At 69.3% G+C, this 23,864-nt stretch carries 14 protein-coding genes; 11 read left to right on the forward strand and 3 right to left on the reverse strand.

Annotated elements, in window-relative coordinates:
- Window positions 1-37: 37 nt before the first annotated feature.
- Together AKJ08_RS12570 and mutY are read right to left on the reverse strand one after the other, a co-directional pair.
- Window positions 38-832, reverse strand: a complete 795-nt coding sequence (locus tag AKJ08_RS12570) for an alpha/beta fold hydrolase (RefSeq protein WP_050726382.1) — start codon at window positions 830-832, stop codon at window positions 38-40.
- A gap of 36 nt (window positions 833-868) precedes the next feature.
- Window positions 869-1,981: an A/G-specific adenine glycosylase gene (gene mutY, locus AKJ08_RS12575; protein ID WP_050726383.1), complete on the reverse strand. Its 1,113-nt coding sequence runs from the start codon at window positions 1,979-1,981 to the stop codon at window positions 869-871.
- Window positions 1,982-2,090: 109 nt separating this feature from the next.
- Between mutY and fadH the strand changes: the two genes are divergently transcribed.
- From fadH to AKJ08_RS20430, 6 genes are all read left to right on the forward strand, one after another.
- Window positions 2,091-2,891, forward strand: coding sequence for a 2,4-dienoyl-CoA reductase (gene fadH / locus AKJ08_RS12580; RefSeq protein WP_050726384.1), 801 nt, complete (start codon window positions 2,091-2,093; stop codon window positions 2,889-2,891).
- Between the two features lie 10 nt (window positions 2,892-2,901).
- Entirely contained in the window at window positions 2,902-3,810 is a 909-nt protein-coding gene (locus AKJ08_RS12585; RefSeq protein WP_050726385.1) for a RecB family exonuclease, read from the forward strand.
- A gap of 202 nt (window positions 3,811-4,012) precedes the next feature.
- Complete coding sequence (locus AKJ08_RS12590) at window positions 4,013-5,086, forward strand: hypothetical protein (protein WP_157370652.1); 1,074 nt, start codon at window positions 4,013-4,015, stop codon at window positions 5,084-5,086.
- 54 nt (window positions 5,087-5,140) lie between these two features.
- Window positions 5,141-10,558, forward strand: a complete 5,418-nt coding sequence (locus tag AKJ08_RS12595; protein ID WP_050726387.1) for an EB domain-containing protein — start codon at window positions 5,141-5,143, stop codon at window positions 10,556-10,558.
- The gene (locus tag AKJ08_RS12600) at window positions 10,558-13,749 is read left to right on the forward strand and encodes a MopE-related protein (RefSeq protein WP_050726388.1); all 3,192 of its coding nucleotides are present in this window, start codon (window positions 10,558-10,560) and stop codon (window positions 13,747-13,749) included. The genes AKJ08_RS12595 and AKJ08_RS12600 overlap by 1 nt, the downstream gene beginning before the upstream one ends.
- Before the next feature lie 11 nt (window positions 13,750-13,760).
- Complete coding sequence (locus tag AKJ08_RS20430) at window positions 13,761-15,914, forward strand: DUF7151 family protein (RefSeq protein ID WP_050726389.1); 2,154 nt, start codon at window positions 13,761-13,763, stop codon at window positions 15,912-15,914.
- Between the two features lie 76 nt (window positions 15,915-15,990).
- Here the strand turns inward: AKJ08_RS20430 and AKJ08_RS20165 are convergent, their stop codons facing one another.
- Entirely contained in the window at window positions 15,991-17,088 is a 1,098-nt protein-coding gene (locus AKJ08_RS20165) for a MarR family winged helix-turn-helix transcriptional regulator (RefSeq protein WP_050726390.1), read from the reverse strand.
- A 139-nt stretch (window positions 17,089-17,227) separates the two neighbouring features.
- Between AKJ08_RS20165 and AKJ08_RS12615 the strand changes: the two genes are divergently transcribed.
- Genes AKJ08_RS12615 through AKJ08_RS12635 form a run of 5 tightly spaced genes read left to right on the forward strand, consistent with a single transcriptional unit; the run spans window position 17,228 to window position 23,779 of the window.
- On the forward strand, window positions 17,228-17,935 hold the full coding sequence (locus AKJ08_RS12615) for an ABC transporter ATP-binding protein (protein WP_050726391.1): 708 nt from the start codon (window positions 17,228-17,230) through the stop codon (window positions 17,933-17,935).
- The gene (locus tag AKJ08_RS12620; protein WP_050726392.1) at window positions 17,935-20,019 is read left to right on the forward strand and encodes an ABC transporter permease; all 2,085 of its coding nucleotides are present in this window, start codon (window positions 17,935-17,937) and stop codon (window positions 20,017-20,019) included. The genes AKJ08_RS12615 and AKJ08_RS12620 overlap by 1 nt, the downstream gene beginning before the upstream one ends.
- Window positions 20,020-20,023: 4 nt before the next feature.
- Entirely contained in the window at window positions 20,024-21,367 is a 1,344-nt protein-coding gene (locus tag AKJ08_RS12625) for an ABC transporter permease (RefSeq protein WP_050726393.1), read from the forward strand.
- A 19-nt stretch (window positions 21,368-21,386) separates the two neighbouring features.
- A complete protein-coding gene (locus AKJ08_RS12630) occupies window positions 21,387-22,157 on the forward strand; it encodes an outer membrane lipoprotein-sorting protein (protein WP_050726394.1) in 771 nt (256 codons plus the stop codon).
- On the forward strand, window positions 22,154-23,779 hold the full coding sequence (locus tag AKJ08_RS12635; RefSeq protein WP_050726395.1) for a hypothetical protein: 1,626 nt from the start codon (window positions 22,154-22,156) through the stop codon (window positions 23,777-23,779). Before AKJ08_RS12630 ends, AKJ08_RS12635 begins: the two co-directional genes overlap by 4 nt.
- Window positions 23,780-23,864: the final 85 nt, after the last annotated feature.

Here is a 23,864-nt window from a genome sequence, read left to right on the forward strand (position 1 = left end):
CAACGCCGGACTTCCGGCGCGGCTTCCCGAGGCAAGCCTAGAGTCCGTCCAGAAAGGAGGCCAGCGCCTCGTTGAAGGCTTCCGGCTCCTCGAGGTTCGAAAGGTGACCCGCGCCCGGGATCACGGCGAGCCTGGCCCCCGGAATGGCCCCCTGCATGGCCCTGGAGACGGCGGGCGACGTGAGGCGATCCTCCGCCCCGACGACGATCAGCGTAGGCACGTCGATGTGCCCCAGGTCGGGGGTGGAGTCGGGGCGATGCTTCATCGCCTCCAGCGCGGCCAGGTAGCCGTTGTCCTCGTGATCCATGAGCTCGAGGGCTCGGGACCAGAACAGGGGATCGCCGATGTTTTTCGGCGCGAGCAGGTTCGTCAGGAGACGCTCCTTCAGCGCCGCCGTCCCCCGCACCCGGATCTCCTCCTGGGCGGACGTCCTCGCGGCGATGTCCTCCTGCGAGTCGGCGCCGGGCCGGGTGTCGGCGAGGATCAGCGCGCGGACGGCGCCCCGGTGACGCCGGAAGAGCGAGAACGCGACGTAGCCTCCCATCGAGAGGCCGCCGACCACCGCCCTCTCGATCCCCAGGGAGTCGAGGAGGCCCTTGGCCGCGTCGGCGTAGTCCCGGATCCGCCACGAGAGCGGATCGGCGGGAGACTGCGAAGCGCCGAATCCCGGGAGATCGGGGGCGATCACACGGGCTCTCGTACCGAGCGCCTCTAGCTGCCGCCTCCACATCGCGGCGCAGAGCGGGTAACCGTGAAGCAGGAGGAGCGCGGGACCGGCTCCGCCGGTGTCCTCGTAGTGCAGCTCCCGGCCTTCGATTCGCGCTAGCGGCATCCTGGCTCCCTCCTTGGCGGCCGATCCGCCCCGATTCTAGCCCTCGAGGGACCTCTTCGCGTTCCTTTCGCCCAGCGCCGCGGCGAGCGCCTTCTTCGTGGCGCTCGAGAGGCCGCCCGGCGGGCTCTCGCCCGGGCTGGAGAAGCGGAGCTCGAGGTAGGGCTCGCCCACCCGCAGCTCGACGCCGGGCGGCACCTCAACCTCGTAGACCGCGATCGTCAGCTCCCGATGCGTCAGCGTCTGCGCCACGACCGCCTTGGGCCCCGCGGCCACCCTGGCGCCCGGGGCCATCGCCTCGATCGAGCGGTGGAGCAGCGCCCTCTCGTCCCCGCCCTCCTCCACCTCCACGCCGGGCAGCTCCCAGAGCGAGGCGAAGAGCCCCGAATCCGGCCGCTTCGCCAGGAGGAGCTCGTCCCCCCGGCGCGCCAGGGCCGCGGCGAGCCGGAGCATCGGGCGCGCCTTTGCGCGTCGCCTGGGCGGCAGCTCGTCTTGACGCCCCTCCTGCTTCGCCCGGCAGAGCCGCTCGACCGGGCAGCTCGCGCAATCGGGTGATCCTGGCCCGCAGAGCGACGCGCCGAGCTCCATGAGCGCCTGGTTCCAGTCGCCGGCCCTGCCGTGCGGGAGGAGCTCCGCACCGAGCGCCCGCAGCTCGGCGAGGGCCTTTGGGGTCCGCGGATCCCCTTCACGGCAGGTCCATCTCGTGAACACACGAGCGACGTTGCCGTCCACCGCCGCGAGGTCCAGACCGAAGGCGATCGAGCCGACGGCTGCCACGGTGTAGGGGCCGAAGCCGGGGAGGCTCGAGAGATCGCGGGAATTCGCAGGGAGGCGGCCGCCGTGGAGCTCGACCACCTCCTTCGCAGCGCGATGGAGCGAGCGGGCGCGGGCGTAGTAGCCCAGGCCGCTCCACGCCGCCAACACGTCGTCTTGAGGCGCGGAGGCGAGCGCCTCCACCGTGGGGAACCGCGACAGGAAGGCGTCGTAGTAGCCCTTCACCGTCTCCACGCGGGTCTGTTGGAGCATCACCTCGCTCACCCAGATCTCGTAGGGATCGCGGGTCCTCCGCCAGGGGAGGTCCCGCTTCACCCGCTGGTACCAGGCGAGGAGCTCGTCGTGCAGCTCCCTCGTCTCCTTGTCGTCGAACCGCATGCTCACTCGCGCTCCATCGTCACCCGACGATCGGCTGGCCCTCATTCGCCCGGTCTCGTATCGTGACGAGGCTCCGGTCTCAACTCCGCCGGGATCACGGGAGAAACGCATGCTCGCACCGGGAACGCTGCAGGGACGCACCGCTGTGATCACCGGCGGCGGCACCGGCATGGGCCTGGCGATCGCCAAGGAATTCGCCAGGCTCGGCGCCAACGTGGTGATCGCCTCACGCAAGGCCGAGGTCCTCGAGAAGGCCGCGGAGGAGATCCGCCAGGGTGCGGCCGCCGGCGCGGAGGTCGCCTGGTTCCCCCTCGACGTGCGCCAGCCCGACGCGGTGGAGGAGGTGGCCGCGAAGGTGACCGAACGCTTCGGCTTCGCGGAGATCCTCGTGAACAATGCGGCCGGCAACTTCGTGGTGCCGGCGAGCCAGCTCTCGGTCAACGGCTGGAAGTCCGTGATCGACATCGTGCTCAACGGCACCTTCTACTGCACCGAGGCCTTCGGCCGGCGAATGATCGAGGCGAAGAAGGGCTCGATCGTCAACATGGTCGCAACCTACGCCTGGACGGGCGGTCCCGGCACGGTGCACTCGGCGGCGGCGAAGGCCGGCGTCCTCAGCCTCACCCAGACCCTCGCGGTGGAGTGGGGCCTCCACGGGATCCGGGTGAACGCGATCGCGCCGGGGCCCATCGAGCAGACCGGCGGCGCAGAGAAGCTCTTCTCCGTGCCCTCTGTCGCCGAGGCGGTGCGAAAGGGTGTTCCGCTGGGACGCTTCGGGCGCCCGGAGGAGATCGCCTGGGCGGCGGCCTACCTCGTCAGCGACTACGCCGCCTACGTGAACGGCGCCTGCATCGTGGCGGACGGCGGCGCGTGGCTGAACGAGGGCTTCGTACGGCTCTTCGAGAGCTGAGGGTTAAACGATGGCGTTCGAGCGAAAGCCCCTGCAGAACGAGTTCTCCTGGTCGAAGAGCCGCCACGAGAAGCTCGCCGAGTGCCCGCGGCAGTACTACCTCCACTACTACGGGAGCTGGGGCGGCTGGGAGCGCGGCGCAGCACCCGAAGTGAAGGATCTCTACACACTCAAGAAGCTGACCGCGCGACGCGCCTGGTACGGCTCTGCGGTGCACGACGCGATCAAGCGGATCCTCGTCATGGTCCGCGACGGCTTCCCGGTGGATCCGCCCGCCGTCGTCGATCAGGTGCGCGCGGCGATGCGCGCGCAGTTCCGGGAGTCGCGGGAGAAGAGCTACCGCGTCCGAAAGGCCTTCGGCCTGATCGAGCACGAGTATGACGAGCCCGTCTCCGACGCGGAGTGGCGCTCGGGCTGGGAGCAGGTGGAGCGCTGCCTCGGCGCCTTCTTCGATTCGCGGTGGTTGGCCGCGGCGCGGGAGCTGCCGCCGGAGCGGTGGCTGCCCGTCGACGAGCTCGGCACCTTCCTCTTCGAGGGACACAAGATCTACGCGGCGCCCGACTTCGCCTTCCGCACGCCGAACGGCGTCACGGTGGTCGACTGGAAGACGGGCAAGCCTCGGGAGAGCGACAAGGAGCAGCTCCTGGGCTACGCGGTCTATGCGCGCGACACTTGGGACGTGCCGCTCTCGAAGGTGGAGTGCCGGGTGGTCTACCTTCCCTCCCTCGACGAGGTGGAGGTCCGCGTGGACGACGAGTCCATCCGCGGCTTCACCGCGCACATGGCGGAGTCGATCGAGCGGATGAGATCGCTCCTCGCGGATCCCGACGCGAACCGGGCCGAGATCGCCACTTTCCCGAAGACGACCGACGCAGCCGCCTGCGCCCGCTGCCCGTTCCGCCGCCCCTGCCTCGGCTGAACGTTCATGCGGACCCTGCGGCCAGGCCGTGTGGGAATCCAAGCCTCACAATATTTCATAATTTTCACCTGCAGAGCCACGCGGGGCCGCCCCCTTCCCGTGAGCGCGGGCGAGGATGAAAAAATATTCCAAACTCCTTGACTGAACATTTCGACGTCTTGTAGCAGCGCCCTCCAACAATCCGAAGCAAGGGGGGCCAAGGATGAGGGGGAGAGCTGCAATCGCGTCGATGGTGGTGCTGGGAGCCATCAGCACATCGCCGGCGCCGGCGAGCGCTCAGCTTCCTCCCGTCGAGAGCTCTTCCCCGGCTTGCACAGGACACCGGTTCCGCCTCGACGGCGCCGCCGCCCTTCCGGACTCGAGCGGAAGCGCCACCCTCGTCCCCGAGTGGCTCCCGGCGCTCGAGACCATCGCAGACTGCCTGCGCCGCCCCGAGCACGAGCGCACCTGCGCCGTGGTCCAGGGGCGATTCGACGAACAGTCCTTCTCCCACGCGGTGGTGACGGCGTTCGGCAGTGCACAGGCCGCGCAGCTCGCCCGCGCGCGGGCGCGGGCCACGGCCGTCCTGTCTCGCCTCTCGGAGCTCGGCGTACCGGCCGAGCGCCTTCGCGAGGCGCCGCCACTGCCGGAACCGACCTGGCGGGGCACCGAAGTGGTCCTGCTCGAGGGCTGCCTCCCCGCGCCACAGCGGCTGAGCGAGGACGACGTTCGCCTGGTGGAAGAGGCCCGTGCGGTCCTCGCGGCGCCTCCGCAGCCGCAGGTGGTGGTCCAGGAGGTGGCGGCTCCTGCGTCGCCTTCGCCCTTCTTCGTCGAGGCCGGGCCCGGTGGCAGCCTGGAGCTCTCCTCCAGCGCCGTCGCCGCTCCCTCGCTGCGCGCCGGTCTCGGTGCCAGGCGAGGGCACGTCACCGGCCGCGTCTCCGCCGCGATCGCGACCGCCTCGCCGGACGAGCGACGGGCGAGCTGGGAGCTGAAGGCCGGCGCAGGGTACGCGCTCCTCGGCTGGCTCGACCTGGGCCTCGCCGGAGGCCTGCGCTGGGGCTCCGTCGGGCTCGACTCGCCTTGGCTCGACCGCTCCTGGTTCGCCGGGTTCGAGGCGGTCGAATGCCCGCTCTCCCTCGCCGAGGGGACCGAGCTCTGCCTCGAGCAGTCGCTCTTCCCCATCGGCTCGGTCCACAAGCGGGCCCGTATCGAGGACGGCAAGCTGGAGCGGATCCCCGCGACCCGGGATTCCCTCGTCCGCCTCGAGCTGGGCGCCTTCCTTCGTCAACACTTTTAGCAATAAACCTTCTCACTTCGTCGCCGACCGACGTCGGCAGCGAACGGAGCCAACATGAAGAAGGTCCTCCTCCTCGCGACCCCGCTGATGCTGCTGGCGGCCTGCGGGGATCTCAGCGACTACCCGACCGCCGCCTGCTCCTCGCGCGGCGAGCTCGGCTGCGAATGCGGCCCGCAGAACACGTGCAAGCGCGGCGCCGACGGCGTGCGCCTCGCGTGCACCGACGGCCTCTGCCAGGTCCCCACCTGCTCCTCCGATCGGCCCGGTGGGGCCGGCTGCGCTTGCGAGGGCGACAAGGTCTGCGCCGAAGGCCACGTCTGCGCCGGGGGCCGCTGCGAGGTCGACACCGGCCAGACGCTGACGCCCCCCGCCGATCCCGTCTGCTACACCCCTTGCCGCGGCGATCTGCGCAAGGCCGACGGGAGCGTCCTGCGCTGCAGCAAGGACGGGCTCCTGGAGGGCTGCATCGACGGGGCCCTCTGCCGGCAGGGCACGTGCGTGATGCCGGTCGATACGACCCGTGAATCCGGCGAGCTCCGCGCAGGTCTGGGCTCGAAGGGAGGGAGCTGCGCGGCCGACGCCGACTGCCCCGACTTCCAGTCGTGCATCGCCGGAAGCTGCTACTCCGACTGCTCGGCGGACTCCGATTGCCGCGACGGCCGTAGCTGCTACCGCCACGCCTGCCGGATCCCCTGCTCCACCTCCCGGGATCGCTGCCCCGCCGAGACGGTCTGCACGACGCTCGACGGCGAGGCCGGCTTCTGCATGCCCCTCGCCTCGTCCCCCGCCGGCGGCGCCGCCCCGGTGGCGACCGGCACCTTCCGCCTCTCGGCGCGAAGCCTGGAGCTCACCTCCCAGAAGACCGCCCACGCTTTTCGCATCGAGAACGTCGGCGATCAGTACGAGGAGTTCGTCGTCCGCAAGGTGAAGCACCGCGAGTTCTCCGACGCGGGGCCGAAGACCATCCTGGAGAATCCGCTCTTCTGGCTGGAGCTCGCCGCCGGCTCCGATCAGCCCGAGCGCCTCCAGGAGCTCACGGTCGGTGTCGGCCCCGGCGAGTCCAAGGAGATCCGGCTCTCGGGCGCCGACAACCCCACCCTCGATCGATGGGAGGGCATCCTCGAGGTCACGAGCGCGTCGATGGGGGTGAAGGAGCTCAGCGTCGCCTTCGCACGCAGCCCCGATGGCCAGTGGACGGGGACGATGTACTACGTGGCCAACTTCCCCGACGACGGGCTCGACGCGTGGGTGCGCAACAAGTCGGATCGAGCTGCCCTCCGTGCGGTCGGCAACGCCTTCATCCGCCGATGGGGCGCCCTTCGCGACAGGCGGATCAGCCTCCGGGAGTTCAACGCGGCGCTGATCGCGATGCAGACCGAGAGCTGGAAGTGGGACTCGGTGCGGCAGCGCTGTCCGAGCGCCGCCAACCCGGATCCCAACGTCGGCTGCTACCTCTACGAGAACAACGACGGGATCGCGATCTTCTCGGACTACCTCCCCGACGCGCCCGTTCCCACCGGCGTCGCCGAGCTCCCGATCGTCCTCAACGTCCGCGGCGACGAGGCGAGCTCGAAGAAGTGGGAAGGGAAAATCGTCTCGAGCGAGACCCTCCACCTCGCAGGCGATCCGCACGTCTCCCTGTCCTTCTCCGCCGATCCGAACAGCTGCTCCACCTCCGCCGGCGGCACCTGCCTCAACTTCCTCGACGGGTTCTCCGCCGAGGTCCTGGTCGGCGGGCGCTACGCGACCGACGCGTCCGATCGGAGCTGCTCGCGAGCGGTGTCGGGAACCTTCGAGCTCACCCGCATGCCGTCGCTCCTCCCCGGCTTCGAGGAGGGAACCACCGAGGACCCGGTCACCGGGAAGCGCTACCGATACGAGTGCCGCGACAAGCTCCTGCCCTACGGGAACGGTGCCAACGCCCTCAACCGCAGCATGGCGGCGTCGAACCCCATCCCCGACGGAGCCACCAGGCGCAGGAGCCTCGAGCTCGTCGACGGCGCGATGATCGACCAGAGCACGCTGCTCGTCCTCTTCCGCGAACGGCTGCCCTCCTTCCTCGACCCCATGGACGCCGAGGGCTTCAGCTCGTACGGCTACATCGTTCTCACCCGGGCCTCCCAGGCGCACCTGACGTCGAGCGACTTCGAGGGCTCGACCACGAAGGACTACCGGGCTCGTCCCGAGAGCGAGGGTCTCTCGTGCTCCCCCGAGCTCGTCGATCGCGTCCTCGCCGGGTTCGGCGGCGGCTCCCTGAGTGCCGCCACCGCCAGCGCGATGGGCATCGGCGTGGTCGACGGCCTCGTGCCGACCGGCGACACGGTGGTCCCACTCGACCCCGCGAGCGCGGAGAAGGTCCATTACTACTGCGCCGACACCGGCTATTTCGACGGCGGCCCCAACGACGACGGTCGCGCGTCCGGCGAGCTCGTTCCCTGCCCCGCCGAGAGCCGGGTGGAGTACTTCACGTTGAAGGGCCAGCAGGGCGAGCAGGCTGCGATGGCGGGCCTCGGCTGCCAGAAATCTTCGGGGATTTGCCGGGCGGGTGAGCCCTGCGAGCGCGCCGGCGGCGTCCCTGGCCAGGTCTCACCGCTGAAGGGCAGCTGCGCCGACACGCTCGCGATCTGGAAGTCTGCCGGAACCCACGACATCCGGGTCGACCCCGTCTACCGCTGCAAGGATCCCAACGAGCTCGTGTGCAGCAAAGACAGGACCGATCTTCGCAAGGGCAAGCTCTTCTACCCGGAAGCGGTCGAGACCTCCGTCGTCTTCCGCCCCTTGGATGAGGACATCACCGAGGCCTTCCGCTACAAGACGCGGTTCCGAAACCGCGTCGGCACCAGCGTCGGCTTCGCGCCCCAGGTCTGCGTCGGAGACGCGATCCCGTACTGCTACGACCCCGCGGCGATCGAGCAGATCCGCGATCGCGTGGACTGTGCGACCCACGTCTACACGCGCTACTACGACGACCTCTCCGACGAGGCCCGGGCGAAGCTCAAGGAGTTCCTGGTCCGGAACTTCTCCTACAGCGAGGAGGTCGTCTTCGGCCTCCTGACGCCGATCGTCCACGACGGCTTCGAGCGCCTGAACGCCGAGCTCCTGATCATGATGGGCGACGAGGCCTTCACCTCGGCCTTCTCCTCCCGCTTCGACCTGGCAGGGCAGAAGCTCGCCAACTTCGAAGGCGAGCTCTTCGAGCCCAACGGGATCAGCCTCTCCGGCGGGGCGGGCTTCCAGATGTACAGCCTCTACCAGGCCACCCAGTACTATCAGGCGGCCCTCGACCGCTTCTACGGACAGTCGAAGGAGATCTGGTCGTCGATCGGGGATCTGCCGCCGGGCCAGGGCTTCATCACCCTGGCGACCACCGTCTCCTACTTCGACCGGCTGATCCGCGCTTCGTCGCAGAAGACGCGGGTCTGGAGCGAGATCGCCAAGCAGTACCAGGGCTTCAATCGACCGGATCTGGCCCGCCTCGTGGTGGAGCGCGCCTACGGGCAGGCGTACATGGAGTCGACGATCCTCTCGCAGATGATGCGGAAGGTGAGCCGATCCGCCGACTCGAGCGCGACGGCTCAGATCACGAAGGCCGTCGAGCTCGCGCAGCACACCTACCGCGCCGCGCTCCTCGACATGCGCACCGTGTACCGCGACATCTCCGACGAGGCGACGTTTTACGGGATCCCGCCGGACTACATCCCCTTCCCCGCCCTCGACCCGAACGACACGAACGCGTTCGCCAAGTCGCTCGCTCGCGCCCGGGAGATGGCGCGGGTCGCGGCGGACAAGGAGCAGCGCGCCCTCGCCGACACGCGATCCTTCGACACGGACTCCGCTCTCTTCCAGGCGGAGCTGGGACGGATCCGCGACGAGGCCGAGGACACGCTCGCGGAGATCTGCGGCACCTTCACCGTTCAGGAGGACGGCAAGACCAGCGTCTACACGGCGATCCCAAAGTACGCCCACCTCTCCGAGAAGACGCGGCTCCTCGGTGACCCCTGCGGGCTCATGGGCAACGGCGAGCTCAACGACGCGATCCTCGGCCTCGAGCAGGCGCGCCTCGAGTTCGAGGGCCTGAAGCTCGCGCACCGGAACCTCCTCGCCTCCGCCAAGGACGCACAGGATCAGGCGTCCGAGCAGTGCAAGCGCATCGAGGACTTCCGCGACTACATGGCGGACAAGGACGGCGAGATCCTCCGCTACCAGGACGGGATCAACTCGCTCCAGCTCATCATCGACACCACCTCGAACGCGCTGGGCATCGCCTCGACCGTGGCCACTCTCACCAAGTGCTCGGTGGGTACGGCGACCGATTGCCCGACAGCGGCGCTGAGCCTGGGCGCGTACATGGGCGTCTCGATCGCGGGCAACGTCTTGATGGCGGTCAACGGCGCGATCATCGTGGGCCTCGAGCGCAGGATCGGCGACCTCGAGCTCGCAAAGATGAAGCGCGAGATCAACGAAGAGTGCACCGCCGCGAACATCGACACCAAGTACGTCGTGAAGGACCTGATGCGGCAGGCGGCTGAGCTCGAGCTCGAGGTCGCCAAATTCCAGTACGACCTGAAGCTCGCCTTCTCCCGGATCGAGAAGCTCCGGAACGACGCCACCTCCACGATGGCCGGCCAGGCCGAGAACGAGGAGATGGCGATCAACGTCGAGGCCGCGCGCAACGATCCGAACGTCCGCATCTACCGGAACGACGCCGTCTCGGCAGCCGACCGCACCTTCTTCGCGGCCCTCAAGGAGGCCTACCGCGCCACCAAGGTGTTCGAGTACTACACGAGCCAGAGCTACGCGGCCCTGGACAAGCTCTTCCTCATCCGGATGGTCGCGAGCGGAGACACCACCCTCGAGGCCTATCTCGACGAGCTCGACCAGGCCTTCGTCCAGTTCCAGGAGAGCTACGGGAACCCGGACACCCGCGTGGCGATCGTCTCGCTCCGCGACGACGTGCTCCGGATCCCGCGGCTTGACGAGAACGGGATCGCGCTCAGCGAGGCCGCGCGGACCCGGCTGCTCCGGGAGAAGCTCCAGGACGTGAAGCTCCTGGACGACCGCGGCTATCTCTCGATGGCGTTCTCCACCTCGTTCGACGAGCTCTCGCCCCTCACGCGGAATCACAAGCTCCGTTTCGTGGAGGTGGAGGTGGTCGGCGACGACGTCGGTGACTCCCTCGGGCGTATCTACCTCACCCAGCGCGGCACCGGCGTCGTCCGGGCCGTGGACTCCCGGACGAACTACTACTCGTTCCCGACGCGTACGGCGGTCCTCAACCCCTTCTTCAACGGGACGAGGCCACTTTCACCCGAGGTGTACAAGAGCGAGCGCCTGCGCGATCGCCCCTACATCAACACCGGCTGGGATCTGGTCTTCAACCAGAAGGACGAGAAGGTGAACAAGGACATCAACCTCGCCTCGCTCGCCGACATCCGCCTCTACGTCTACTACACCGACTTCACGGAGCTCTGATGCGACCCTCGACCGCTCGACTTCTCCGGGGCGCCGTCGCGCTGGCGCTCCTGGCCCTCGGCACCGGATCCTGCGGGAAGGATCCCGCGCCGCCGCCGCCGTGCCGCGATGGCTACGTTCCCGCCGCCGACGGCTCTTGCACGCTCGCGCCGCCCACCTGCGTGGCGGGCGCGCCGGGCAGCATCGTCGAGGCCTGCGCGACGGAGCACCGCGCCTGCTTCGAGGATCAGCTGGGAGCGCTCTGTGGCGTCTGCCTCCCGGGCTTCGTGGAGGACGACGGCGCCTGCAGGCCCGTGATCGCCTGCGGCGATCTCGACTGCGCCGCCGAGGGCCGCACCTGTGCAGACGGAGGCTCGAGCCGGGACGCCCAGTGCGGCGCCTGCCTGCCGGGCAACGACGCCCTCGCCGGACGCTGCATCCATCGCACCTGCTCCACGACCGAGCGGGAGGGGAGCATCGCCGCGGATTGCGCGTCGAAGAACCGCACCTGCGACGAAGAGGGCCTGGAGGAAGCGGCCTGTGGCGGCTGCTACCCCGGCTTCGTCGAGAAGAGCGGCACCTGCCGCCTGGTCCGATCCTGCGGGGATCTGGGGTGCGCTGCGGCGAACCGGACCTGCACGGCCGCCCAGGCCCATGCGGACGCAGCCTGCGGCGCCTGCCGCGCCGGCTTCGTGGCGCTCGGCGGCGAATGCGCGCCCATCTCCGACGCGACCTGCGACGAGGGATCGGCGGAGGCCACCCCGATCGCCGCCGCCTGCGCCGCCGAGCATCGGGCCTGCGATTCGTCGAAGGCGCCGGCGGTGTGCGGCGCATGTGAAGGCAGCTTCGTCCTGGACCACGAGACCTTTGGCTGCGAGCCCTTCGTGCCGTGCAGCCAAAGGTCCTGCGAAACGGAGCACCGCGCCTGCGTCGAGGCACCCCAGGGCCGATGTGCCGGCTGCCTCCCTGGCTTCGTGGAGGATCCCCGGACCGGCTCGTGCCGCCAAGTGCGCACCTGCGCCTCGCTCACGTGCGGCGCCGAGCAGGCCTGCACGGAGGCGACGGACGAGACCGACGCGATCTGCCGCCCGGCGTGTGCCGACGGTGAGATCTGGGGAGGCAGCCAGTGCGCGCCCTGCCCCGCCTGCGACGACGAAGGCGAGGACGGCCGTTGGCCCTTCCCCACCTCGGCCGGGAGCTGCATCTGCAAGACCAAGCCGGGATACTTCTATTCCACCGCCGGCGACGTGGGCACCTTCCGCTGCGACGCCGACGGCGACGGCTGGGTGAGGGAGAGCGCGCGGCTCGCGATCCAGTCGAAGGATCCGGCGCTGCGGACCAACGCTCGCTGCGAGCTCCGGACGATCGATCGCGTCGAGCTCCAGAACGAGGCGGGCGACTCCAAGGTGGTGCGCCTCTCGAGGCCCCTCGAGCTCTTCGAGACCGATCGAAACGACGACCAGGCGCTCCTCGACGTCCACTGGCGATCGAAGGGCCTCCCCGCCTACGGCGCCGGGCGGCTCTCGGCCCGCGAGCTGAACCGCTTCACCAAGGTCTGTCACGACCGGCGCGCCGACTACAACGACAACGGGATCGCGGACGTGTCGGAGTGGAGCGGCCATTCGCTCGGGCCGACCATGCGCCCGGAGCAGCAGCCGTTCAACGAGTTCAGCTACTTCGTCGAGCTCTACCGCGGCTCCTATCGGTCTCCCGCCGGCGGCGAGGCCCACGGCACGTGGGTGATCCAGGAGAAGTCGCGCCTGGAGGCCCCCGCGGGCCCGGACAACCTCCACGTTCCGCTCTCGTACGCCGCCTCCGACGGCGCCTATTGGCGGCAGTGCAAGGTCGATCCCGATCCGCGGTGGAGGACCGCCAATCCGCCCGTGGGCATGGACTTCGCCCGTTACACCGATCCGGCCACCTTCAACGGGTTGGGACATCACAGCCAGTTCAAGTGCCTGGTGGTCGACGACGAGCCGTCGTCGGGAGCGGTCCAGGAGCTCACCCCGGACGGCGTCAAGTCAGCGGGCTTCCGCCTCAGCCGTTGCGGGAAGGCGGGCCCTGCCGTGGTCCCCGGAGGAACCAACCCCTCCGACACGGTGGTGGGCTGCGAGCGGGTGGACGCCTCCTCGGTCAGGCCCGGAGACGTCCTCTGGGGAGCGGTGCCCTACAGAGACTACGGCCCCACCCCGTACATGCGCTACGACGGCCTCGACATGGGGACGGCCCGCTACCAGGGCGGCTGCGTGAACTCGTGCGTCGAGGCGCTCGCGAGCTGCCCCGGCTATGACATCAACCCCATCGCCGCCGCCTGCCTCCGCGATCCACGGGACTTCGGAAAGTTCCTCGGCTGCTCGGCGTGGGAGGTCTGCGACGGCCTCGACAACGACGGGGACGGAGTCGTCGACAACGGGGATCCGGGCGGCGGCGTCGCTTGCGACACGGGCCGGTTCGGCGTGTGCGAGGCGGGCACCACCCACTGCATCGGCGGCGAGATCGTCTGCACCCAGGACGTTCCGGAGACGGCGGAGATCTGCAACGGGCTCGACGACGACTGCAACGGCGCGATCGACGAGACCTTCCCCGGCAAGGGTGACGCCTGCACCGTGCCGAACCTGAAGGGCGAGTGCGCCAAGGGACGGAAGGCGTGCGCCTCCTTCCCGGAGGAGAGGCCCCCGCGTGGCGAGGTCTTCTGCCAGCAGGTGAAGTTCCCGGAGGCCGAGACCTGCGCCGACGCCCTCGACCACGACTGCGACGGCAACCCCTACACGGAGAACGGCAGCGACGAGAACATCGCCGGCTGCATCGACTACTACTACGACGGGGACGGCGACGGCTTCGCGGACCGGAACGTTCCGCCGAAGTGTCTCTGCTCTCCGAAGGGCAAATATCGGATCGTGGCCCCGACCAAGTGGGATTGCTGCGACTCGGATCCGAATGCCTACCCGGACTCGAACACCTTCCGCACCGGCCGGAACGCCTGCGGCTCCTTCGACTGGAACTGCGACGGGGTGGAGGAGAAGCAGAACACCGCCGTTTCCGCGAGCTGCAAATACAAGGTCCTCGCCTGCTCGTTGAACGGAAACGCAGGCTGGGAAGGGGCCGTGCCCGCCTGCGGTGAGTCGCAGCAGTGGGTGTACGACTGCCACTACAACGTGGGTGGCGCGCACTGTGACCGCGACGGCTACCTGCGCACGCAGGCGTGCCGATGAGGAACGCGACCATGAAGACGGTGAAGCGATCGATCCTCGTCGGCGTTGCGCTCGGCGCGCTCGCCGGGTGCAGCGATCCGGAGTCCTGCCGGATCGAGACGACCGCCGCCGGCCAGCGGATGGTCTGCCCGGACGGCAGCTCGAGCCCGCTGGGCGGCAGCGGCGGCTGCACGGTCATCGAAGGCGAGGCGGGGGCGGCGATCGTCCGCTGCCCCGACGGCTCCGAGACCGTGATCCCGGCTCCGTCCAAGGGAAGGGACGGCAGCGACGGGAAGGACGGCGGCGACGGCCAGAACGGCAGGGACGGCGTCGACGGGGACAACGGGCGGGACGGCAAGGACGGGGCGCACGGCGAGGACGGCTCCGACGGCAAGGATGGCTCCGACGGCGCGGACGGGAAGGACGGCGCCACCGTCCTCGTCCGCCTCGTGGATCTCCCGGCCGGCGCGGAGTGCCCAGGGGGCGGCGTCGCCGTCTACGCGGGTCTCGACCTCGACGGCGACGGGATCCTCGACCTCCAGACCGAGGCGACCAGCCGGGAGGTGGTCTGCAGCGGCCTGCCGGGCAAGGACGGCACCGACGGCGGCGACGGGCAGCCGGGGGCGCCCGGGCGGGACGGCACGGACGGCAAGACCGCCCTCCTCCGTCTCGACCCGGAAGCCGCTGGGCCCAACTGCACCTATGGCGGCACCGCCGTCAGAAGCGGCCTCGATCTCGACGGAGACGGCGCTCTGTCGGACGACGAGGTGACCGCGACCCACTACCTCTGCAACTCCCCCGCCTACGTGCTGGGCGTGGACTTCGGCGACCTGCGATTCCTGGAGTCGGGATCCCGCAACCACGTGACGATCCGGGCCATGCTGGGCGGGGCCTTCGATCCCCTGCGGCGCCTGCGCTGGCGGCTCCAGGTGACCGACGACCTCGGCGCGCCGATCGCCGGTCTCGCCATCTACCTCCCGCCGCCGCCGGGCGAAGTCGCCGGCAGCGCAGGTGGCGCAGGTGGCGCAGGTGGAGCGGGTGATGCGGGTGATGCGGGTGGCGAAGCCGGTGCGGGCGGCGCTGGTGGCGCAGCTGGCGCGGGAGCGCCCGACGTCGACACCTGGACCGACTTCGTCACCACCGATCCCCAGGGCTTCGCCATCCTCCGGAGCGGATTCACCGTCCGTGAAGACGGCCTCGACTCCTACGACGGCGCCACCCTCGATCTGGGCCTGGAGATCCCGGCCCCGGGCGCCTACCGCCTCCGCCTGGTCATCGAGGACATCCGGACCGGCGAGGTGATCGCCGACCGCGCCTCCGAGGAGCTCGCGGCAGCGCCCCTGACCACCCTCGTCTATTTCTCCGACTTCGAGGATCTGCACCCGAACACGCCTGGAGTGGGCACCGTTCTCGGGCGGCTGGATCGCACCACCGCTCCCGACACCCCCGTCCGCTGGCGATATCGCCTGACCAGCCGGGGCGCGCCCGTCGTGGGGGCTGAGCTGGGGTTTCCGGAAGCAGGAGAGGAGGGCCTCCCCGCCACGTCCTGGACCGGAACGATCGCACTCGACGGTCAGGGCGAGGGCTGGCTCGGCGCAGCCGCAGGGTTCCCAGCGTCGGAGCTCCAGGTGATCGGCGGGGTCGCCAGGCGCGTTCGCGTCGACCTCCCCGCCGGCGATTACCTCCTCGAGGCCGAGGTGGTGGCCGTGGCGGCCGGCGCGCCAATCGCCCACGGCTCCCAGGCCTTCACCCTCCAGGAGCTCGGCAGCACGATCCAGCTCTCGGTTGACGAGGCCATCCTCGCCGGGCAGCGATCGCTCTTGGCGGTCGCGCTCTCCACCGCCTCCACCTACGCGAGCTCCGAGACCTTCCACCTGCACCTGCGGTGGACGGATCGCGCCGGGGCGGGCGCCGCCGGCCTCTCGATCTTCCGCGGGCCTCCCGGCGCCGATCCCAATGGGCACGCGGGCTGGACCGACGTCGTCCGGACCGACGCCGCCGGGGAGGCCATCTACCCGGTGGCCCTCACCGCCGCCGAGCTCCAGAGCCCGTCGCGCTACTGGCTCTTCTTGAGCCTCGAGCCACCTCGCGTCGGGCGCTTCGCTCTGAGCGCCTCACTCGTGCGCGACGCCGACGGGCAGGTGATCGCCGAGGCCCCGGTCGTCGAAGTGGAGGTCGATCCCTGATAGCGCTGCATCCGGGCGGGGTGGCGCTGTTCCACCCCGCCTCCGACGTACGGGACGACGAGGATCGGCGCGATCTCTAGAGAGTCTCGACCGTGAACCCGCTCGCGCCGCCGGAGACCTCGATCTCGTAGCGATCGGCGGCTCCCTGGTAGTCCGGGCTCTCCATCCGCGACGAGCCGCCGATCGCGCCGAAGTACATCGCGTCGAGGGCGACCTTGGCGGCGCCGCCCTGGACGCGGAGGCCGACGGCGACGCCTGCGGGGCGCCGGATCGTCACCTTCACCGCCCCGCCGGTGATGGCGATCGGCACCGCTCCCGAGGGCGCTCCGAGGTCCAGGCTCAGGTGATGGACGCCGCCCGAGACCCGGATCGACTCGACGGCCAGGTCCCGCAGGTCGGCCTCGCAGCGGGCGAGGCCCCCGCCGAGCTCGAGCGCCCAGGGAATCGACGCGTTCAGCGCGATCCGGGCGCCGAGCTTGCGCAGATCGAAGAGCGAGAAGCGCGAGTACTCCACACGAACCTCCCCGCCATGGCAGCGCACCGTGGGCTCGCGCCCCTGGAACTGCGCGCGGTAGAGCTCGTCCTTTCCGGCGTCCGCGTGGATCTTGAGGTTCGACGCGCCCGAGACGAACGCCAACCTCCCACTGGTAGCCGAGGCCAGCGGCGCGGACAGCGTCGCAATCGCGCCTCGGTCGTTGCCCGCCCCCCGGAGGCGCGCCGCCTGATCCCGTAGGAGCTCACGGTATCCGTCGAGGAACTGCGCGAAGCGCTCCAGCTCCTCGTCGCGGTAGGCCGAGCAATAGGCCTCCGTCGCTTCGAGGAAGGGCGCGAGGAGGCGGTCGAAATCCTCCCCCCGTGCCGCGACCGTCTCCACCAGCACCTGTCGCCGATCCTGGGGGTCCCGCGTCCGCTTGACGAAACCCGCCTTTTCCATCCGGTCGAGCACGCCGGTGATCGCGCCAGTGGTCAAGCCAGTGAGCTCCGCCAGCCGGCCGGCGGTCATCGGACCCACCTGGTCCACGAGGCTCGCGCACCTCAGGTCCGTGACGTTGATTCCCAGACGGCCCGCCAAGGCCTCGCTGAACGCCACGCCTTCGTCGCCGTAGCGCCGCAAGCCCTGCACCAAGGCCATCCAGGCCTTCGGTTCGCCCTGTTCCCGCCCGTCGCTGTTCACAGCCAGCCTCCTTGACAGGAAAACATCTTAGCACGTAAGACGCTCCCACGCTGAGAACCTGTCGGAGGCCGGGAAGCGTCCCAGGAGATCTTGGAGTAGGGTGCCGCCCCGCATTGCCGTCCCTGAAGGAGAGCAGAACGTGAACGCCATCGTCGAGATCCAGAACGTCGTCAAGGAGTACCCCCTCGGGAAGCTCTCCGTGCGAGCGCTCCACGGAGTGAACCTCGACATCGGCCGGGGAGAGTTCGCAGCGATCGCCGCGCCCTCCGGCGCCGGGAAGACCACGCTGCTGAACCTGATCGGCTGCGTGGACACGCCGACCAGCGGCACGGTGCGCATCGACGGCCAGTCGACCTCCGAGCTGGGCGACTCGGGGCTCACCGCGCTCCGGCTCCACAAGCTCGGCTTCATCTTCCAGAGCTTCAACCTCATCGCGGTCCTCGACCTCTATCAGAACGTCGAGTTCCCGCTCCTGCTCCAGGGCGGCATGAGCCGCAAGGAGCGCGACGCGCGGGTGCGCGAGATGGTCGAGAAGGTCGGCCTCACCAAGCAGCTCCGGCAGCGGCCCAACGAGCTCTCCGGCGGCCAGCGCCAGCGCGTCGCCATCGCGCGCGCCCTCGTGACCCGGCCCGCGATCGTGCTCGCCGACGAGCCCACCGCCAACCTCGACTCGACCACCGGCACGAACATCATCGAGCTGATGCGCGAGATCAACCACACCGAGCACACCACCTTCATCTTCTCCACCCACGATCCCAAGGTGATGGATCACGCCGATCGCGTGGTGAAGATGGCCGACGGGCGGATCGTCGACGACGGCCGCGGCGCCGCAGCAGGGGTGGCGTGATGGGAGGCAAGGGCTCCTTCGGCCTGCTCCTGCGCCTCGCGCTCCGGAGCCTCTTCGGCCATCGGGTCAAGGTGCTGATCGTCGGCTCGCTCCTGGCCTTCGGCACCTTCCTCCTCGTCTTCGGCACCACGCTCCTCTCGAACATCGAGCGGGCGATGGAGGCGAGCGTCACGGGCAGCCTCACCGGCCAGATCCAGCTCGTCTCCAAAAAGGCGAAAGACGATCTCGCGTTCTACGGCCCCGCCGCCGCCTCCGAGCAGGACGTCGGCGTCATCGAGTCCTTCGCCGAGGTGCGGGACGCGGTTCTCTCGATCCCCAACGTGAAGGCCGTGATCCCGATGGGCCGGCACGTCGCCCAACCCCTCCTCGGCAACGAGCTCGACGAGACCCTCGCCGAGCTCCGAAAGGCCCTGGACGACGGCGACGCGTCGAGGCGGGATCGCCTCGTCCGGAAGCTCCGGCGGACCACCGGACTCCTCCTCGATTCGAACCTCCGCCGGCTGGAGCTCACGGCCCACCCGGAGGACATCCTGGCGGAGAACGCGGACCTCGAGAAGGCCGGCTCGGACGAGCTCTGGGCGAACTTCGCCGCCCATCCCCAGCCCGTGCTCGAGTTCATGGACACCCGGATCGCCAAGCTCGCCGACGAGGGCTGGACCCACTACATCCCCTTCATCGGCACCGACCTCGACGCCTTCGCGAAGAGCTTCGAGTCCTTCGAGCTGGTCGAAGGGGAGAAGGTCCCCACGGGCCACCGCGGCTTCCTCTTCAACAAGACCTTCTTCGAGGACTTCTCCAAGAACAAGGTCGCGCGGATGCTCGACAAGGTCCGCGAGGCACGCGACCTCGACGGCAAGCGGATCGCCACGGATCCGGGCCTCCAGGAGGAGGTGAAGTCGCTCGCGAAGTTCACCCGCTACGTGACCCAGCAGCTCGACGCGGAGGACGCCGCCGCGGTCGAGGCGGAGCTGTCCCGGATCGTGCCGGACGCCACGGGCGATCTCGACGAGAAGGTCGCGGCCCTGCTCGCGGTGGACGACACGAGCTTCGACGCGCGCTACGCCTTCTTCTACGACGTGATCGCTCCGAAGATCCGGCTGTACAAGGTGAAGGTCGGCGACACCTTCACCATGCGCTCCATGACCCGCGCCGGTTATCCGAAGGCGGTGAACGTGAAGGTCTATGGCACCTTTCGCTTCAATGGCCTCGAGCGCTCGACGCTCGCATCTGCCTACTGCCTCATGGACCTGATGTCCTTCCGGGACCTCTTCGGCCTGATGACCGTGGAGAAGCGCGCCGAGCTCGACTCCATCCGCGCCGAGGTCGGCCTCGCCGAGCTCGGGCGGGACGACGCAGAGGACGCCCTCTTCGGCTCCGAAGCCGAGGTGGAGGAGCACGAGTCTGCCGGCGGGATCGATCTCGGCAGCCGGATCGCCGCGACCTCCGGTGCGGCCAACGTGATCGACACCTTCGATCCGGCGGACCTCGACAAGGGGACGGTGCTCCACGCCGCCCTGTTGCTGAAGGATCCGAGCCGGCTCTCTGACACCATCGAGCGGATCGAGGCGGTGGCCGCGAGCCGCGGCCTCGAGGTGAAGCCCCTTCCCTGGCTGAGCGTCACCGGCATCGTCGGACAGCTCATCCTCGTCCTCCGGGCGGTGCTCTACATCACCATCGCGATCATCTTCCTGGTGGCGCTCGTGATCATCAACAACTCGATGGTCATGGCCACGATGGACCGCGTCGCCGAGATCGGCACGATGCGGGCCATCGGCGCGAAGCGGCGGTTCGTGCTGGCGCTCTTCCTCTTCGAGACGCTGATCCTCGGCGCCTTCGCGAGCGGCACGGGCGCCGGGCTCGCCACTGCGCTCACGCTCTTCCTCGGAAAGGTGGGCCTGCCCGCCTCGTCGTCGGACTTCCTGATCTTCCTCTTCGGTGGTCCCGCCCTGTACCCGACGGTGGGCGTGGCGCAGCTCGTGTTCGGCCTCGCCGCCATCCTCGCGGTGAGCCTGATCTCCACCTTCTATCCCGCGCGCATCGCCGCGCGGATCGCGCCCGTCGTGGCGATGCAGCGCAAGGAGTAGCGTCATGGGCATCTACGTGAAGATCGCGCTCCGCAACCTGCTCCAGGCCCGGCGGCGCAGCCTGCTGCTCTCCGTGGCCCTTGGAATGGTGACCACGCTCCTCGTGGTGCTCCTCGCGCTCTCGCAGGGGCTCACGGACAACATGCGCAAGACGGCGACCACCCTGGCGTCGGGCCACGTGAACGTCGGCGGCTTCTTCAAGCTCACCCAGGGTCAGGTGGCGCCGTTCATCGCCGAAGGCGAGCCGGTGAGGAAGATCATCGAGGAAAACACGCCGGGCCTCGACTTCGTGATCGATCGCCTGGGCGGCTTCGGCAAGCTGATCAGCGACACCGGCTCGACGGTCTCCTCGTTCAACGGCATCGACCCCGCCGTGGAGCAGCAGTTCCTCGAGCGGATCCAGCTCGCCCCCGAGCGCGACTACAAGGAGGGCGGGCGCAACGAGGCCTTCGGCGATCGCTCGCGGATCGGGCAGCCCGGCACGATCCTCCTCTTCGCCGGCCAGGCGAAGCGGCTGGGAGTGGGCGTCGGCGACAACGTCACCATCACCACGGAGACCACCCGCGGCGCGATGAACTCGGCCGAGTTCACGGTGGTGGCGATCGCCCGCGACATGGGGATGATGAGCAGCTGGTACACCTTCGTGTCCAAGGACGCCGTCCGCCACCTCTACCGGATGAAGGAGGAATCCACCGGCGGGTTCTTCGTGTACCTGAAGGACATCGGGCAGGCCGACGCGACGATGGCGCATCTGCGGAAGGTCTTCGAGGAGAAGGGGTACAGCATCCTCGACCACGAGTCGAAGCCGTCGTTCATGCGCTTCGAGTCGCTGGTCGCCGAGTCCTGGACCGGCCAGCGCCTGAACATCTCCACCTGGGAGGACGAGGGCGCCTTCCTCAAGTGGACCATCGCAGGCTTCAACGCCGTCTCGATCTTCCTGATCGGCGTCCTGATGCTGATCATCGTCGTCGGCATCATGAACACGATGTGGATGTCGGTGCGCGAGCGGACCTCCGAGGTCGGGACGCTCCGCGCGATCGGCATGAGGCGGCGGCGGGTGCTCACGCTCTTCGTGACCGAGGCGATCCTGCTGGGCCTCGCCGCCACCGCGGCCGGGAGCCTCTTCGGCGGCGCCATCTCGGGCCTCCTCGACGCCGCGGCGCTGCCGATTCCCTCCGACGCCGCCCGCATGATCATGCTGAGCGACACGCTCCACCTCGCCGTGGAGCCCGCGCAGCTCGTGAAGGCTATCGCCCTCTTCACCCTCGTCACCGGCTTCTCGGCCCTCTGGCCGGCGTCCCGCGCCGCGCGGATGCGGCCGGTGAACGCCATCCACCACGTCGGTTGATCCTTTCGCTGGAGAGACAATGATGATCCGGATCGCGACGCTGCTCTGCGTCCTCCTCGTATCGCTTCCCGCCGCTGCGCTCACCCAGGCCGAGGCCCAGGCGCTCCTCAAGGAGCAGGACGACCGCCAGAACTCGGTGGGCGACTACCAGGCCCTCGCGTTCATCGAGCGCAAGGAGAAGGACAAGAACGACCAGGTATACGAGGCGGTGGTCTACCGGCGGGACATCACCGAGAAGCTGGTGATCCTCTTCCTGCGTCCCAAGGAGGAGGCCGGCAAGGGCTACCTCCGCGTCGACAAGAACATGTTCTTCTACGACCCGACGGTCGGGAAGTGGGAGCGGCGCACCGAGCGCGACAAGATCGGCGGCACGGACTCGCGGCGCCAGGACTTCGACCGCTCCCGCCTGGCCCAGGACTTCGAGGCGAAGTGGGTGGGCGAAGAGAAGCTCGGCAAGCTCACCGCCGATCACCTCGAGCTGCACGCAAGGCCGGACGCCGACGTGGCCTTCCCTATCATGCACCTCTGGATCGAGAAGGGGACGGGCAACCTGCTCAAGCGGCAGGAGCTCGCGCTCTCGGGCAAGCTGATGCGCACCCAGTACTTCCCGAAGTGGATGAAGGTCCACAGCCCGGTGAAGAAGGGCGAGGTCTGGGTGCCGAAGGAGCAGCGAATCTTCGACGAGGTCGAGAAGGGTAACCAGACCACCGTCGTCATCCGGTCCGTGGATCTCTCGGCTCTGGACGACAGCTACTTCACCAAGGCGTGGCTGGAGAGCAAGAGCCGATGATCGTGGGCCGCGCCCTCGGCGCATCGAAAGTGCTGCGCCTGTGCGCGCTCCTGGCGGCGATCGCCGCTCCGGGTCTCGCGGCGGCGGAGGGGGATCCCCGGGACGAGGTCTTCTTCGGCGAAGCCGAGCCTCCGGCCCGGGTTCCGTCGACGGCGTCGCGCGACGACGCGATCTTCGGAGGCGGCGACTCCAGGGACGCCGCCGTCGTCGGCGGCGACGTCGGCGACTCCCGCGACGCGGCCTTCTTCGGTGACGGAGGGGGCGACTCCCGCGACGACGACTTCTTTGGCGACGGGGGCGATACGATCTCCGCGTCCGCCCCCGCCGACCGGCCCTCCACCACGGAGGAGCAGCGGGACGAGGGCCGGCTGCTCTCGAGCGGCGAGATCGATCGCCGCCTCGGCCTTCGGGAGAACAAGCTCGACGTGGGCGGCCTCCTCTATCTGCGCATGGATTACGGCGCAGCCGAGAAGGGGATCGCGGAGGGTTTCCCGATCTCCAACCCGAACCTCCTCGACCTCTACCTCGACGCGAGGCCCACCGACAGGCTCCGGGCCTTCGTGCGCGGGCGGGTCACCCACTATTTCCTGAACACGGACGTCACGGACGACGTGGGTCAGGTCAAGAACCGCGGCGGAACCACCGGCGGCCTCGACCAGCTCTGGCTCAAGTTCGACATCGATCGGACGGTCTTCGTCACCGCAGGACGTCAGCCGATCCGCTGGGGCGCCGGCCGCTTCTGGAACCCCACCGACTTCCTGAACATCCAGCGCCGCGATCCCCTCGCCGTGATCGACGAGCGGTTCGGCGTCAGCCTGCTCAAGTTCCACCTGCCGGACGAGGCGGACGGCTGGAACTTCTACGCCATCGCCAACCTCGAGAACGCCACGCGGCCCGACGAGGTCGGCGGCGCGCTCCGGGTGGAGAAGCTCGTCGGCACCACCGAGGTCTCCGTCTCCTTCGCCGCGCGCAAGGACCGGCCTATCCAGGTCGGCGGCGACATCACCTTCCCCCTGGGACCCCTCGACCTCCGGGCAGAGGGCGCCTTGAGCCGCGGCGGGAAGGCTCCCTTCTTCCGGGGACCGGTGAGCGTCGACCCGCTGGTGCTCCCGACGACCTACAGCCGTGAGAACGAGTGGATCCCGCAGGCGGTGCTCGGAGCGGAGCTGGGGATCGCCTACGGCGACGACGACAGCATCACGCTGGGCGCCGAGTACTTCTATAATGGTGCCGGCTACGACGACTCCGCCCTCTACCCGTGGTTGATGATCTCGGGTGCCTTCACCCCGCTCTACCTGGGCAAGCACTACGGGGCGGTCTACGCTTCCGCCGTGGGCCCGGGGAGCTGGAACGACACGACCCTCGTGGCGAGCCTCCTCGGCAACCTCAGCGACGGCTCGCTCCTCGCCCGCTTCGACTGGAGGGTGCGTCTGCTCACGTTCCTCGATGCGAACGCCTTCGTCGGCTACCACTTCGGCAGCGATGGCGAGCTCCACTTCGGCCTGGACCTGCCGCCGATCGACCTGCCGGAAGGGAATCCGGCCGCCCCGCTCGTCGCGAACGGCCTGCACCGAGCGGCGCCCTTCCTCGATCTGGGCGCCGGCTTGTCGCTGCGTTTCTAGGCCCGGCGCCGCCTTCGCGGCCAGGTGGCGGGTGTCGAACGGGGCACCTTTCACCTGGGGTTCGGATTTTCGAACCAGCCGCCGC

This window comes from Vulgatibacter incomptus, assembly GCF_001263175.1.
In the GTDB taxonomy this organism is placed as follows: domain Bacteria; phylum Myxococcota; class Myxococcia; order Myxococcales; family Vulgatibacteraceae; genus Vulgatibacter; species Vulgatibacter incomptus.